Source organism: Xanthomonas chitinilytica, from assembly GCF_026107455.2.
Taxonomy (GTDB): Bacteria; Pseudomonadota; Gammaproteobacteria; order Xanthomonadales; family Xanthomonadaceae; genus Stenotrophomonas; species Stenotrophomonas chitinilytica.
On the sequence record NZ_JAPCHY010000001.1, the window covers coordinates 159,554 to 173,000 of the forward strand.

A 13,447-nucleotide genomic window follows, 5' to 3' on the forward strand; every position below is an offset into this window, starting at 1 on the left:
TCCGTTCCCGTCGCGCCGACCGCTCCACACAGTCGCCAAGAAAAAACCCCGCGCCTGGGCGCGGGGTTTCGCATCGGGCCGGAAGCTGCGCGGGCTTCAGTCGCCCTGCTGCTTCTGCAGGTGTTCCCAGCGTTCCTGCGCATCGATGGTGCGCTCGGCGGTCAGGCGCGCTTCCAGGCGCTCCAGGCCGATCTCCTCGCCGGTGTCCACGCAGTAGCCATAGTCGCCGGCGTCCAGGCGCTTGAGCGTGCTGTCGATCTTGCCGATCAGCTTGCGGTAGCGGTCGCGGGTGCGCAGTTCCAGCGAGTTCTCGGTCTCGCGGGTGGCGCGCTCGGCCTCGTCGCCGATGTCACGCACTTCGTCGCGCAGGTTCTCGATGGTCTGCTTCGACTCCTCGACCAGGTCGGCACGCCACTGCAACAGGCGCTGGCGGAAGTACTCCTGCTGCAGCACGCTCATGTACTCCTCGTCCGCGCTGGGCTTGTAGCCAACGGGCAGGATCGGGCGGCCGGTGGCCTCATCGGTCTTGTATTCCACCACCTTGTACTTGCTGCGCGGCGCGGGAGCGGTCGAACGGGCGGTCACGGCGACGGCGACCTTGCCGACCGGCCGCGACACGGCCTTCGGAATGACGGCGGCGGGGGTTTTTGCGTGGGATTTCGAAACAGGCACGGGATTCTTGAGTTGCGGGGCCTTGGACGCGGTCGTCGGTTTGGCGGCAGCCGGCCTGGTGGCCGGTGCTGCGACTGACGGGGCGGCCTTGGCCGGGACAGACTTGGCCGGCGCCGGCTTGGACGCCGGTTTCGGTGCGGACTTGACTACGGGCTTGGCGGCAGGCTGCTTGGTTGCCTTGGCGACGGCCGGCTTGCCGGCGGCCTTCTTGGCGACAGGTTTGGCGACCTGCTTGACCACCTTCTTGGCGACAGGCTTGGCGGCCTGCTTGACCACTTTCTTGACGGCGGGCTTGGCGACCTTCTTCGGTGCGGACTTGGCTACCGGTTTGGCCGCCTTTTTCACGGGCTTCTTCACTGCCGGCGCGGCCTTCTTCGCGGCCGTTTTGCCGACAGGCGTCTTCTTTGCGGGCACCTTCTTGGCAACCGGTTGCTTGGCCACCGCCTTCTTCGCCGGCTTGGCGACCGGCTTCTTGGCGACGGACTTGGCCGCAGCCTTCTTCGCAACAGGCTTGGCGGTTTTCTTGGCGGCCTTGACGGCCTTCTTTGCAGGTTTTTTAGCAGCCACGAAACGCTCTTCCTTGGTTCCCCCGGGGCCCGGGAAAGCGGGCCTTTATAGCCTACCCGACCAGCAGCAGCAACCGCGTCGACCGCCCCGTATGAACGGAAGCCGGATCGGCGCGGAATCGGTCCAATGGCGTCGCCGGACCGTCATGCGCAGTTCGGAACGTAACCAGGGGCACGCACTGCCCCTGGCCGGGCCGGGGATTGTCGCCAATCGGCCGGCGCCGTCCAGCCATCCTGCGCCAAATACAGCCGCGATGCCAACTGGCTTATGATTCGGGGGTGATCGGCCGCCTCCTCATCGCCGCGCTGCGCCTGTACAAGCGCTTCATCAGCCCCCTGCTGGGGCCGCGGTGCCGCTTCGTGCCCAGCTGCTCTGAATACGCGATGGAAGCCATCGGCCGCCATGGGCCGCTGCGCGGCAGCTGGTTGGCCGCGCGCCGCCTGGGACGCTGCCATCCGCTGCACCCCGGCGGCTTCGACCCGGTGCCCGATCCCTCCTCTCCCTCTTGCCGCTGCACAGGAAAACACTGAGATGTCCTCCACGCTTATCGTCAACGCCCGGCTGGTCAACGAGGGGCGCGAGGTCGAAGCCGACCTTCGGATCGAGGACGGCCGCATCGGCCAGATCGCCTCCCGTCTCGAAGGTCGCGCCGGCGAGCCGGTGGTGGACGCCGGCGGCCGCTGGCTGCTGCCCGGGATGATCGACGACCAGGTGCATTTCCGCGAACCCGGGCTGACCCACAAGGGCGACATCGCCAGCGAATCGGCCGCCGCCGTGGCCGGCGGCCTGACCAGCTTCATGGACATGCCCAACACCAACCCGCCCACCCTGAACGCCGAGGCGCTGCAGGCCAAGTACGACCTCGCCGCCGGCCGCGCGCGCGCCAACTACGGCTTCTACATGGGCGCCAGCAACGACAACCTGGCGCACATCCAGAAACTGGACCCGAAGACCGCGCCGGGCATCAAGGTGTTCATGGGCGCGTCCACCGGCAACATGCTGGTGGACAACCCGGCCACGCTGGACGCGATCTTCCGCGACGCGCCGACGCCGATCATCACCCACTGCGAAGACACGCCGATGATCGACGCCAACATGAAGGCATTCGTCGAGAAGTACGGCGATGCCCTCAGCGCCGAACAGCATCCGGACATCCGCTCGCGCCAGGCCTGCCTGAAATCGTCGGAACTGGCGGTATCGCTGGCGAAGAAGCACGGCACCCGGCTGCACGTGCTGCACATCTCCACCGCCGACGAGCTGGCGCTGTTCGAGCGCGGCCCGCTGGTCCGCGCCGACGGCAGCCGCAAGCAGATCACCGCCGAGACCTGCATCCACTTCCTGCGCTTCGACCGCGGCGACTATGCGCGGCTGGGCAACCTGATCAAGTGCAACCCGGCGATCAAGGACGCCAGCGACCGCGAGGCGCTGACCCGCGCCCTGGCCGAGGACGTGATCGACGTGCTGGCCACCGACCACGCCCCGCATACCTGGGAAGAGAAGCAGAAGCCCTACGCACAGGCCCCGTCCGGCCTGCCGCTGGTGCAGTACGCACTGGTCGCCGCGCTGGAACTGGTGCACGAGGGCAAGCTGGGCATGGCGCAGGTGGTGCAGAAGTTCGCGCATGCGCCGGCGCAGCTGTTCGACGTCAGCCAGCGCGGCTTCCTGCGCGAGGGCTACTGGGCCGACCTGGTGCTGGTGGAGGACGTGCCGTTCACGGTCAGGCGCGAGGACGTGCTGTCCAAGTGCGGCTGGTCGCCGTTCGAAGGCACCACCTTCCGCTCACGCATCGCCTCGACCTGGATCAATGGCCAGCTGGCCTGGGACGGCAGCCAACTGCTCGGCCCCGCCAACGGCCAGCGCCTGACCTTCGATCGCTGATGCCACGCGCCCTGGTCTTCGGCATGCTGCTGGCCATGGCCGGTGGCGCGCCCCTGGCAGCGGCCGCCGCGCAGGATCCGATCGGCGACCTGGTCGACAACCGCATCGTGTTTCCGGCCAGCGCCTCGCAGGGCGCGATGGTGGTCGGCAAGGTGCCGCCGGGCAGCACCGTCCGCCATGCCAACCGGTCGCTGCGCGTGAGCGGCTATGGCAGTGTCGTGTTCGGTGTCGGCCGCGACGAGAAAGGCCCGCTGCAGGTCCAGGTGCAACGGCCCGATGGCGGCAGCGAAACGGTCCGCATCGCGGTGACTCCGCGCGACTGGCCGGTGGAGCGCGTCAACGGCGTGCCGCCCAAGACCGTGAACCCGCCACCGGCGATCGCCGAGCGGGTCAAGCGCGAACAGGCCCAGGTCACCGCCGCGCGCCTCCGCGACGATGCCCGTACCGACTTCGCCCAGACCTTCATCTGGCCGGTGCAGGGCCGCATCAGCGGCCGCTTCGGCAATGCCCGCGTCTACAACGGCCAACCCGGCGCCGGCCACTCCGGCATGGATATCGCCGTGCCCACCGGCACCCCGGTCAAGGCACCGGCCGCCGGCGTGGTGACCTTCGCCAACCCGGACCTGTACCTGACCGGCGGCACCCTGCTGCTCGACCACGGCTTCGGCATCAGCTCCAACTTCCTGCACCTGTCGCGGATCGACGTGAAGGTCGGCGACCGCGTGGAACAGGGCCAGGTGATCGCCGCGGTCGGCGCCACCGGCCGCGCGACCGGGCCGCACCTGCACTGGGGGATGAACTGGTTCGACGTGCGCATCGACCCGCTGCTGGTACTGGAGCGGGGGCGATGACACATGCCTGTCGCCGTCCACGCCCGCAGCTGCCGGATTCCCGCCCGGTGCAGGCATGACGCGTGCGCCGGTATCCGCTCGGGAAAGACTCGGGTGAACAGGCTCGGCCATGCATTGTTGCTGCTGGTGGCGATGCCATACGGCTGCGCCACGCATGGCAGCCAGACGGAGCGGATTCCGCCTCCCCCGCAACCCCATCGCCCCGCAGCACCCGACATGCACGATGACGCCCCGCCCGGGCGGGGCTCGCCCGGGGAGATGCAACCGGGCAGCCAGATACGGATTCCGCTGCAGGTGGAAGCCGGCCTGCCGCTGGACGGACACGTCCCCGGCAACAGCATCGTCGAAGCGTTCGGACAACGGTTCGCGACCGGCCCCGATGGACACTTCCGGCTCCAGGCTCCTGCCGCAGCTGGCGAGTATCGGCTGCTGGTCCATCGGCCTACGCATACCGCGCCGTTCGTACTTCGCATCACGGTGCTCCCGCCCGTCGGCGAATAAAGGCATCACCGGCAATCCACTCTCGAGGTGCACCGCGCCTCCGCGGCAAGCGCATGCGAAAACTGCCCGGAAATACCGGACGCATCGCGAGCGCCGCTCTTACCTGTGTTGTCCGTGGCGGGGAATACCGCGCCCTTGTTAAGGGCTCGCGGTTAAGGTTACGTTTATCTGCTCGGCATGGCACGCATGCCAGTGCCGAACGTTCCCATTCCATCGACATCAGGATCCTGCATGAAAGAATCGCTTCGTCCTACCGCTTTGCGCCGTCGCCGTGTTTCCCCTCGCTCTCCCATGGCGACCGCCATCGCAAGCGGGTTGTTGGCCTTGATCGCAGCGCCTGTCGCGCTGGCCCTGGACAATGGAGTCGATGACGAGATCCGCCGGGCCGTCGCCACGGCATTCGAATCGCAGGAAGAAGTTCCCGCCGCCCGCCCGTCGTTCGACCCGGTGCGCGGCTATGGTTTCAGCCACCGCTGGCAGCCCGTCGCCCGTGCTGGGCAGACCACTCTCCCAAGCGCTTCCGCCGCCGATACCCCGGCTTCGCCCAACGATCCCTCGGCGTGGATCACCGAGGAGTTCCAGGCCGACTGGGGGCTGGAAGTCATCAACGCCCACCACGCCTATGCCCGCGGCCTGAGCGGTGCCGGCATCCGTCTGAGCCTGCTGGACTCCGGTGCCGCCCTCGACCACCCGGAATTCGCCGGCAAGGACCATCGCAGCCTCACCATGGCCGAACTGCTGGCCGACGGCAGCCGCTGCGCCGACAGCTCGGTGCTCGCCGGTCCGGACGCCTGTTTCTATTCGGAAGGCGACAAGGCCGCGCTCGACGGCGAGTACTACGATCCCTCGCTGGCGGCGTATTTCCCCAATCCGGCCAACGACCATCTGTGGGGCAACACCTTCTTCGACTTCAACAGCCACGGCACCCACGTGGCCGGCACCATCGCCGCCAACCGCGATGGCAGCGGCATGCATGGCGTGGCCTTCGGCGCGGACCTGAGTTCGGCGCGGCTGTTCAACGACAGCCTGACGATCGTCGACGCCCCCTGCATCTTCAACAACCAGTGCGACAGCTACGGCACCTCGGCCGACAGCACCGCCTTCGCCCACATGTACGACCAGGCGATCGCCCAGGGCGTGCGCGCGATGAACCACAGCTGGGGCTACACCTATACCGCCAATTCGCCTGAAATCGCCGAGATGTACCACGACTTGCTGATGGGCATCCCGGATATCGCCGCGACCTTCACCGCGATGGCCGACGCCTCGCGCAACTCCGGGATGATCCAGGTGGTCGCCGCCGGCAACACCGCTTCCGTCATCCCCACGCCCTCGGCCAGTCCGCAGCCCACCGCGCCGGCCACGCTGCCGTCGATTTTCCCCGACATCGAGCAGTACTGGGTCAGCGTGGTCAACCTCGACGAGAACCTGACGCTGAGCAACCGCTCGATGAAGTGCGGCATCAGCGCGCAGTGGTGCATCGCCGCGCCGGGCAGCAACATCACCTCCAGCGTGCTGGAGGTCGGCGACAACCTGCAGGGCACGCTGGTCGTCGACGACAACGGCAACCTGCGCTACGAATTCGAGGGTCGCGAGGGCATCCCCGCCTATGCGGACTATTCCGGCACCTCGATGGCCACCCCGCACGTCACCGGCGCGCTGGGCCTGCTGTTCGAGCGCTTCCCGTACCTGACCGGCGCCCAGGTCCGCGACGTGATGCTGACCACCGCCACCGACATCGGCGCACCCGGGGTGGACGACATCTACGGCTGGGGCCTGCTGAACCTCGAGAAGGCCATCGAAGGCTACGGCCAGCTGCGGGTCGATACCGAAGTGGTGATGAACAGCGCCGCCGGCGGCAACAAGGTCTGGCAGGGCGATGCCTGGGACGATTGGAGCAACGACATCGGCGGCCCCGGCCGGCTGACCAAGTCCGGGGCCGGCTGGTTGCTGCTGTCGGGCGACAACAGCTTCGGCGGCGCCACCGTCACCCAGGGCCTGCTGGAATTCGCCGGCAGCAATACGCTCGCCGGCGACGTCGACGTGGAAGGCGGAACCTTGCTGGTCAACGGCAGCCTGGCGGGCAGCGCCCTCACCGTGTCCGGCGGCCTGGCCGTGGTCAATGGCCGGGTATCCGGGGCATCGACCAGGGTCGAGGCCAATGGCGTCCTCGGCGGCAGCGGCACCCTCGGCGACACCTGGGTGGCCGGCACCATCGCTCCGGGCAATTCGATCGGTACGCTGACCATCGACGGCGACTACACCCAGACCGCCGACGCCCGCCTGGTCGCCGAATTGCTGCCACCGGACCAGGCCGACCTGCTGCATGTCACCGGCACCGCCACCCTGCTCGGCGGCACCCTGGTGGCCAGCAGCCTGGGCGACAGCTACGTCCTCGGCCAGCAGTACCGCATCCTTTCGGCCGACGGTGGCGTGACCGGCGCGTTCTCGTCGATCGATAGCAGCGGGCTGTCGCCGTTCCTGTCGCTGTCGCTGCTCGGCTCGGCCAACGCGATCGACGTGCAGGTGGCCCGTGGCGCCGCGCTCGCCAGCGCTGCCCAGAGCGCGAACCAGCTCGCCACGGCGGCGGCGCTGGATGGCCTGACCGACGACAGCGCCCTGCTGGCCCAGCTGACCCAGCTGAGCGCGACGCAGGCCCAGGAGGCGTTCGACCAGCTTTCCGGCGAAGCCCATGCCAGCGCCCAGCAGGTCCTGCTCGACAGCAGCCGCCTGGTCCGCGATGCGGCGCTGGCACGTGCCGGCAATGGCCACGATGCCTTCACCGGCCAGCACGATCCGGATGCCGCCACCGGTGCGTGGATCGAAGTCCACCACCAGGGCGGACGCATCGCCGGCGACGGCAATGCCGCCCGTACCAGCCACGACGGGCATGCGACGCTGCTCGGCGTCGACCGCCAGTTCGACGGCGGCTGGCGGGTCGGTGCGTTCGGCGGCATCGGTCGCACCGACTTCCGGACCAACGAACGCGGCACCAAGGGCGACAGCGACACCCGTCACCTGGGCATCCATGCCGGCCAGAGCTGGGGTGGATTCGGTGTGCGCACCGGCTACGCCCATACCTGGCACCAGGTGGATGTCGAGCGCACGGCCGCGTTCACCGGCTACAGCGCCCAGCACCGCAGCCGCTACGACGCCACCGCATGGCAGGCCTTCGCCGACCTCGGCTACCGCTTCGGCGGCCAGGCCTGGGCACTGGAGCCGTACCTCCAGTACGCCCACGTCCGGCTCGACAGCGACGGTTTCCGCGAAAGCGGTGCGCTGACCGCACTGGAAGGCCGCGCTGCCGAGGCCCGCACCGACCTGTTCACCGCCGGCGTGCGAGCCAATGTCGATCTCCGCGGCTCGAGCCAGGAGCAGACCTGGCTGAGCCTGCGCGGCAACCTCGGCTACCGCCATGCCGGCGGCGACCAGGTCCGCTCGGCGCGGCTCTCGCTGGACGGCAGCCCGGACTTCACCGTGACCAGTCCGGCGATCACCGACGAAGGCGTACTGGCCGAACTCGGAATCGCCGCACGCACCTCGGCCAACAGCCTGCTGGAAATCAACTACAGCGGCGTGCTGTCGGACCAGAGCCGCGACCATGGTCTCGGCGCCCGGTTCTCCCTGAGGTTCTGACGACGACGCTGCGGGCGGGCACAGCCCCGCCCGCAGCCATCGGGGAACGCAATCCCACCGTACGACATGCGATCGCGCTGCGGAGCCGCCAAGCCGGTTCCGCGGCATCGGCTTCGCGCCTGCGGCGCGCGGTCGTCACCAGCAAGGCACCGCCCACGTACACGCACGATGGTCGACTGCCGGCAATGGGCGCATTGCAACAGTCCGGCGGCCAGCCGTTGCTGGAAGGGCCGGCACCGGATGCCTTTCCCCCTGCGTAACCGCTGCCGGAGATTCCGGGCGAATCGCCCGCGCCGCAGCGGCTGTCGACTCCATTGGAGTTCTTTCCCGTTAGCCGCGCCCGGCCCACCACACCTGCCAAAGCGTACGCAGCGGCGTCGGCTTCAGGCTGCGCCCTTGCGCCAGCGCCCGCTGGCGCGTGCGGGCCAGCGCCGACCAGATCCGGCGCGGGCGCGGGCCGGCGACGCGCGCCGGCCAGTTCGCCAGCAGTTCACGGCGCCAATCCTGCGCAGCGACGGCCGGGTCGGTTGCCGCCAGCGAGCGCGGAATCGCGGCGATGCCGCTGTCTTCCAGCCGCTGCGCCAGCGTCTGCACCAGCACCGCGGATGCGGCATCGCCACGTCCATGCCAGTCGAACATGGCCGCCTCCACCGCCGCCACCGCCTGCGCGTACGCCGACAGCGCCTGCCGTGCCCCGGCCGGGTCGACAGCCACCGTGCGCGCCTCGACCAGGTCCGGGAGGGTCGCCGCCAGTTCCGCCCACGGTGCGCGCACCGGCTCCAGGACGCGGCCCAGCGGGTGCCGGGAACGCCGCCCGGCCCAGCTGCGCAGCTCTTCGCCCCACCAGGCCAGCTTGGCATCGGCCGGCAAGGGGTCGCCGGCGACGTTGAGGATGTCGTCGAATTCCTGCAGCAGTGCGAACCATGCCACCGTCAGGTGGCGCTGCGATTCGGGAACGAACGGTTCGGCCACCTGCCATTCCGGCCAGCGGGTCCGCCACTTGTCCAGGAAACTGTCCAGGGCGCTGGAAGTACTCACGGGAAATCCTTGGTGCTAGGTGGCGACTGCGCGGACCAGGGGCCACGCAGCCGCCTGCTGCAACTGTTCGGGGTGGTCGGCCACTGCCTCGGCGCCCCACGCCAGCGGGTCGTCGGCGTCGAGCCGGTAGCCCCACAGCGCGGCCACCGAGGCCATGCCGGCGGCCTTGGCCGCCACGATGTCGCGCTCGTCGTCGCCGACGTAGACGCAGTGGTCCGGATCGATGCCGATATGCCGCGCGGCAGTCAGCAACGGCAGTGGATGCGGCTTGCGCTGGGCCAGGGTATCGCCGCCGATCAGCACCCGGCAACGGTCCTGCCAGCCGAGCTGCGGCACGATGATGCGCGCCAGGTACTCGGGCTTGTTGGTGACGATGCCCCACACGCTGCCGGCGGCCTCGAGCGCGTCGAGCATGCCGGCGATGCCGTCGAACAGCAGCGCATGGCGGCCGATCAGGCTTTCGTAGCGCTCCAGGAACTCGGGCACCAGCGCATCGCGTGCGTCGGCGGCCAGTTCCGGGAATGCGACCGAGAGCATCGCCCGCGAACCCTTGGACACCACCGGCCGCAACTGCTCCAGCGCCACCGCCGCGCGGCCGCGGGCGGCCAGCATGGCGTTGGCGGTGGCCAGCATGTCCGGCGCGCTGTCGAGCAGGGTGCCGTCCAGGTCGAACAGCGCCGCCTTCGGGAACCGCGGCTCAGCCACCGGCCGCGTGTTCCGGCTTGGTGGCCCAGGCCAGGTAGTTGATGTCGGTGCGCGAGCTCAGGCGCGCGCGGTTGCGCCACGGTTCGTAGGCCATGCCGCTGACGTCGCGCAGGTCCAGCCCGGCATCGCGCAGCCAGCGGCCGAGTTCGGCCGGCTTGATGAAGTCCTGGTAGTGGTGGGTGCCCCTGGGCAGCAGGCGCGCCACGTACTCGGCGCCGACGATGGCCACCGCGAACGCCGCGGCGGTGCGGTTGAGCGTGGACAGGAACAGCTGCCCGCCCGGCCTGAGCAGGCGCCGACAGGCCTCGATGATCGCGCCCGGGTCGGGCACGTGCTCCAGCATCTCCATGCAGGTGACCGCATCGAAGCTGCCCGGCTGTTCGGCTGCCAGGTCCTCGGCCGACTGCACCCGGTAGTCGACCTGCACGCCCGATTCCAGCCCGTGCAGACGCGCCACCTTGACCAGCTCCGGCGCCAGGTCGATGGCGGTGACCTGCGCGCCCTCCTTCGCCAGCGCCTCGCTGAGCAGGCCGCCGCCGCAGCCGATGTCCAGCACCCGCGCGCCGCGCAGGGCGACGCGGTCGGCGACGTACTTCAGCCGCACCGGATTGAGCGCATGCAGCGGCTTCTGCGGGCCGTCTGCGTCCCACCAGCGGTTGGCCAGCGCCGCGAACTTGTCCAGTTCGGCCTGATCGTAGTTGGAGGAAACGTTGTCGCTGGACGCATTCATGTCGTGGTTCCTTCTGCGGGCGCGCCTTGGCGGCGCGCCCCGGGAGTGTCTCAGGCGCGGACGCTGCGGATGCGGTCGCGCCATTGGCGGGCATTGGCCACCAGCGCGGCGGTATCCATGCCGACCAGCTCGCGCCGCACCAGCTTGGGCTGCCCGGCGATCCACACGTCGCTGACCTGGTGGCGGCCGGCGGCGTAGACCAGCTGCGACAGCACGTGGTGCAGCGGCTGGGTTTCCAGCGCCGACAGGTCCACGCACACCAGGTCGGCCTGCTTGCCCGGCTCGATCGAGCCGATCTTGTCGCCGAAGCCCAGCGCGCGCGCGCCGCCCAGGGTGGCCGCGCGCAGCGTGCTGGCCGCATCCAGCGCGGTGGCGTCGTTGGCCACCGCCTTGGCCAGGATCGCCGCGGTGCGGTTCTCGCTGAACATGTCCAGGTCGTTGTTGCTGGCGCAGCCGTCGGTGCCGATGGCCAGGTTGACCCCGGCCCGCTGCAGCGCGCAGGCCGGGCAGAAGCCGGAGGCCAGCTTGAGGTTGGACTCGGGGCAATGCACCACGCTGACGCCGCGCTCGGCGCACAGGTGGATCTCGCCCTCGGTCAGCTGGGTCATGTGCACCGCGATCAGGCGGTCGTTGACCAGTCCCAGCCGGTCCAGCCGCGCCAGCGGGCGCTGGCCGTGCAGCCTGATCGAATCCTCGATCTCCTGCGCGGTCTCGTGGGTGTGCAGGTGCACCGGGATGTCCAGCTGGTCGGACAGCATCCGCACCCGCTCGAAATTGGCGTCGTTGACCGTGTACGGCGCATGCGGCGCGAACGCGGTGCCGATCAGCGGGTCGCCGCGCCACTGGTCGTGCAGCTCGCCGGCGCGGGCGAAGTATTCGTCGTCGCTCTTGGCCCAGGCGGTCGGGAAATCGATGATGACCGCGCCGACCAGGGCGCGGAAGCCGTGCTGCTTGTAGACCGCGGCCTGCACGTCCGGGAAGAAGTAGTTCTCGTTGGCGCAGGTGGTGCCGCCGCGCAGCATCTCGGCGATGGCCAGGGTGGTGCCGTCGGCCACGAACTCCGGCCCGATCACCGCCGCCTCCACCGGCCAGATGTGCTGCTGCAGCCACACCATCAGCGGCAGGTCGTCGGCCACGCCGCGCAGCAGCGTCATCGGGTTGTGGGTATGGGCGTTGACCAGGCCCGGCATCAGCGCCGCCTCCGGGCGCGACACGGTCTCCCGCGGCGCGAAGCGCGCGCGCGCCTCGGCGGTGGGCAGCAGCGCCACGATTTCACCGCCGCGCACGGCCACGGCATGGTCTTCCAGCACCACCGCATGCGGCTCGACCGGGACGACGCAACCGGCTTCGATCAGCAGGTCGACGGATTCCAGCACTGCCTCAGTCATGCATCACCACGGGTTGGAGGACCAGAAGAACAGAGTATCGAACGGATCGGTGGCGTAGGCATGTCCGTCGTAGCGGAGCACGCGCCTGGCACGGCGCTGGCTGGTCTCCGGATCGCCGTCGGCGTCGCTGGCCTCGCGCGTGACCGACGCGGTCAGCGCCAGATCGGCGAAACCGTGGCTGGCGCTGCGCTCGACCCCGATCGTCACCTGCGCACGCTCGGACACGGCACGCTGCGGCGCCCACGCACAGGCCGAGCCTTCGACCATTTCCCAGGTATCGAGCCAGGTCGCGAATACCGGGCGCAGCCCCTGGCCATCGCGGACCAGCAGGGTCAGTTCGCGGTCGAAGCCACGGTCCGGGCAACTCGGGCCACGCGCCGAGTTCGCCAGCACCACGCCGAAGGCGCGGGTGCCTGGCGCCAGGTCGTAGCGGGCGGTGTCCAGGCGAATGCCGCCCTCGCCCAGGGCGAAGGCCGCATCCTGCTCGAGCGTGCGCTCATGCCGGGCCAGCACCTGTCCCGTGGCGCGATCGAGCATCGCCGTCACCAGCAACAGCGGGTCGTCCTCCGCTCCATCCGCACCCTCGCCCGGCCAGGCTGCCGCGACCAGGCGGATCGCCGGATCGTAGGGCCAGTCGCGGCAGGCCGCGGCGATGGGCTCGTCCACGGCACCGCTCCCCAGCACGGCCAGGTTCGCCGCATCGCAGGGCTGCGGGGCGTCCTGTGCCTGTGCCGCCAAGGCGAAAGCCGAGACGGACAGCAGCCCGGACACGACCAACCCCCGCCATCCGCCTCCCTTCCGGAACACGGACCACGGGGCGCTGGAGACAACCGCCATCGGTTTACTTGACCCGGCTGACGTATTCGCCCGAGCGGGTATCGACCTTGATCACTTCGTCCTGGTTGACGAACAGCGGCACGCGCACCACTGCGCCGGTTTCCAGGGTGGCCGGCTTGCCGCCGCCGCCGGACGTGTCGCCGCGCACGCCCGGGTCGGTCTCGACGATCTTCAGCTCGACGAAGTTCGGCGGGGTCACCTGGATCGGGGTGCCGTTCCACAGCGTCACCACGCAGTCCTCCTCGCCCTTGAGCCACTTCTCGGCGCCGCCCATGCCGGTCTTGTCGGCCTGCACCTGCTCGAAGGTCTCCTGCTGCATGAAGTGCCAGTACTCGCCGTCGCTGTACAGGTACTGCATGTCGGTATCGACCACGTCGGCGGCATCGACCGAGTCGGTGGACTTCATGGTGATTTCCTGCACCCGGCCGGACTTGATCAGGCGGTAGCGCACGCGGGTGAAGGCCTGGCCCTTGCCCGGCTTGACGTAATCGGTCTCGGTGATGATCGCCGGTTCGTTGTTGACCAGGATCTTCATCCCGTTCTTGACGTCGTTCATGCCGTAAGTGGCCATGCTGTAACTCCTCGTGGGGCAAAACCGCCGCGGGGAGCGGTCGGCCGGATAGAATGGATGGCCCGCCGCAACC

Annotated in this window: 12 protein-coding genes; 5 read left to right on the forward strand and 7 right to left on the reverse strand. The window is 69.4% G+C overall.

Features of this window, described 5'->3' with window-relative positions; genetic code table 11:
- Positions 1-96 precede the first annotated feature (96 nt).
- Positions 97-1,239, reverse strand: coding sequence for an RNA polymerase-binding protein DksA (dksA, locus tag OK345_RS00715; protein WP_265125308.1), 1,143 nt, complete (start codon positions 1,237-1,239; stop codon positions 97-99).
- 260 nt (positions 1,240-1,499) lie between these two features.
- On the opposite strand from dksA, the gene yidD reads away from it, so the two are divergent.
- The 5 genes from yidD (at position 1,500) to OK345_RS00740 (ending at position 8,105) form a co-directional block, all read left to right on the forward strand.
- Complete coding sequence (gene yidD / locus OK345_RS00720; RefSeq protein ID WP_265126240.1) at positions 1,500-1,769, forward strand: membrane protein insertion efficiency factor YidD; 270 nt, start codon at positions 1,500-1,502, stop codon at positions 1,767-1,769.
- A 1-nt stretch (position 1,770) separates the two neighbouring features.
- Positions 1,771-3,117: a dihydroorotase gene (locus tag OK345_RS00725; protein ID WP_265125310.1), complete on the forward strand. Its 1,347-nt coding sequence runs from the start codon at positions 1,771-1,773 to the stop codon at positions 3,115-3,117.
- Positions 3,117-3,968: a M23 family metallopeptidase gene (locus OK345_RS00730; protein ID WP_265125311.1), complete on the forward strand. Its 852-nt coding sequence runs from the start codon at positions 3,117-3,119 to the stop codon at positions 3,966-3,968. The genes OK345_RS00725 and OK345_RS00730 overlap by 1 nt, the downstream gene beginning before the upstream one ends.
- A 93-nt stretch (positions 3,969-4,061) precedes the next feature.
- Positions 4,062-4,469 (forward strand): hypothetical protein, encoded by a 408-nt coding sequence (locus tag OK345_RS00735; RefSeq protein ID WP_265125313.1) that lies wholly within the window; start codon positions 4,062-4,064, stop codon positions 4,467-4,469.
- Between the two features lie 324 nt (positions 4,470-4,793).
- Positions 4,794-8,105 carry an autotransporter domain-containing protein gene (locus OK345_RS00740; RefSeq protein ID WP_265125315.1) on the forward strand — a complete coding sequence of 1,104 codons (3,312 nt, stop codon included), beginning with the start codon at positions 4,794-4,796 and terminating at the stop codon, positions 8,103-8,105.
- A gap of 330 nt (positions 8,106-8,435) precedes the next feature.
- Here the strand turns inward: OK345_RS00740 and OK345_RS00745 are convergent, their stop codons facing one another.
- The 6 genes from OK345_RS00745 to efp form a co-directional block, all read right to left on the reverse strand.
- On the reverse strand, positions 8,436-9,143 hold the full coding sequence (locus OK345_RS00745) for a squalene/phytoene synthase family protein (protein WP_265125317.1): 708 nt from the start codon (positions 9,141-9,143) through the stop codon (positions 8,436-8,438).
- 15 nt (positions 9,144-9,158) lie between these two features.
- Positions 9,159-9,848 (reverse strand): phosphoglycolate phosphatase, encoded by a 690-nt coding sequence (locus tag OK345_RS00750; protein ID WP_265125319.1) that lies wholly within the window; start codon positions 9,846-9,848, stop codon positions 9,159-9,161.
- A complete protein-coding gene (gene ubiG, locus OK345_RS00755) occupies positions 9,841-10,578 on the reverse strand; it encodes a bifunctional 2-polyprenyl-6-hydroxyphenol methylase/3-demethylubiquinol 3-O-methyltransferase UbiG (protein ID WP_265125321.1) in 738 nt (245 codons plus the stop codon). Before ubiG ends, OK345_RS00750 begins: the two co-directional genes overlap by 8 nt.
- Positions 10,579-10,628: 50 nt before the next feature.
- The gene (locus tag OK345_RS00760) at positions 10,629-11,966 is read right to left on the reverse strand and encodes a TRZ/ATZ family hydrolase (protein ID WP_265125323.1); all 1,338 of its coding nucleotides are present in this window, start codon (positions 11,964-11,966) and stop codon (positions 10,629-10,631) included.
- 3 nt (positions 11,967-11,969) lie between these two features.
- Positions 11,970-12,632, reverse strand: coding sequence for a PA3715 family protein (locus tag OK345_RS00765; protein WP_265125325.1), 663 nt, complete (start codon positions 12,630-12,632; stop codon positions 11,970-11,972).
- Positions 12,633-12,807: 175 nt separating this feature from the next.
- Complete coding sequence (gene efp / locus OK345_RS00770) at positions 12,808-13,374, reverse strand: elongation factor P (RefSeq protein ID WP_265125327.1); 567 nt, start codon at positions 13,372-13,374, stop codon at positions 12,808-12,810.
- Positions 13,375-13,447 lie beyond the last annotated feature (73 nt).

Bases quoted from the DNA above. Each gene is read 5' to 3' on its own strand.
- OK345_RS00725 (WP_265125310.1), top strand. From the start codon at position 1,771: ATGTCCTCCACGCTTATCGTCAACGCCCGGCTGGTCAACGAGGGGCGC.
- OK345_RS00730 (WP_265125311.1), top strand. From the start codon at position 3,117: ATGCCACGCGCCCTGGTCTTCGGCATGCTGCTGGCCATGGCCGGTGGC.
- ubiG (WP_265125321.1), bottom strand. From the start codon at position 10,578: ATGAATGCGTCCAGCGACAACGTTTCCTCCAACTACGATCAGGCCGAA.
- OK345_RS00760 (WP_265125323.1), bottom strand. From the start codon at position 11,966: ATGACTGAGGCAGTGCTGGAATCCGTCGACCTGCTGATCGAAGCCGGT.
- efp (WP_265125327.1), bottom strand. From the start codon at position 13,374: ATGGCCACTTACGGCATGAACGACGTCAAGAACGGGATGAAGATCCTG.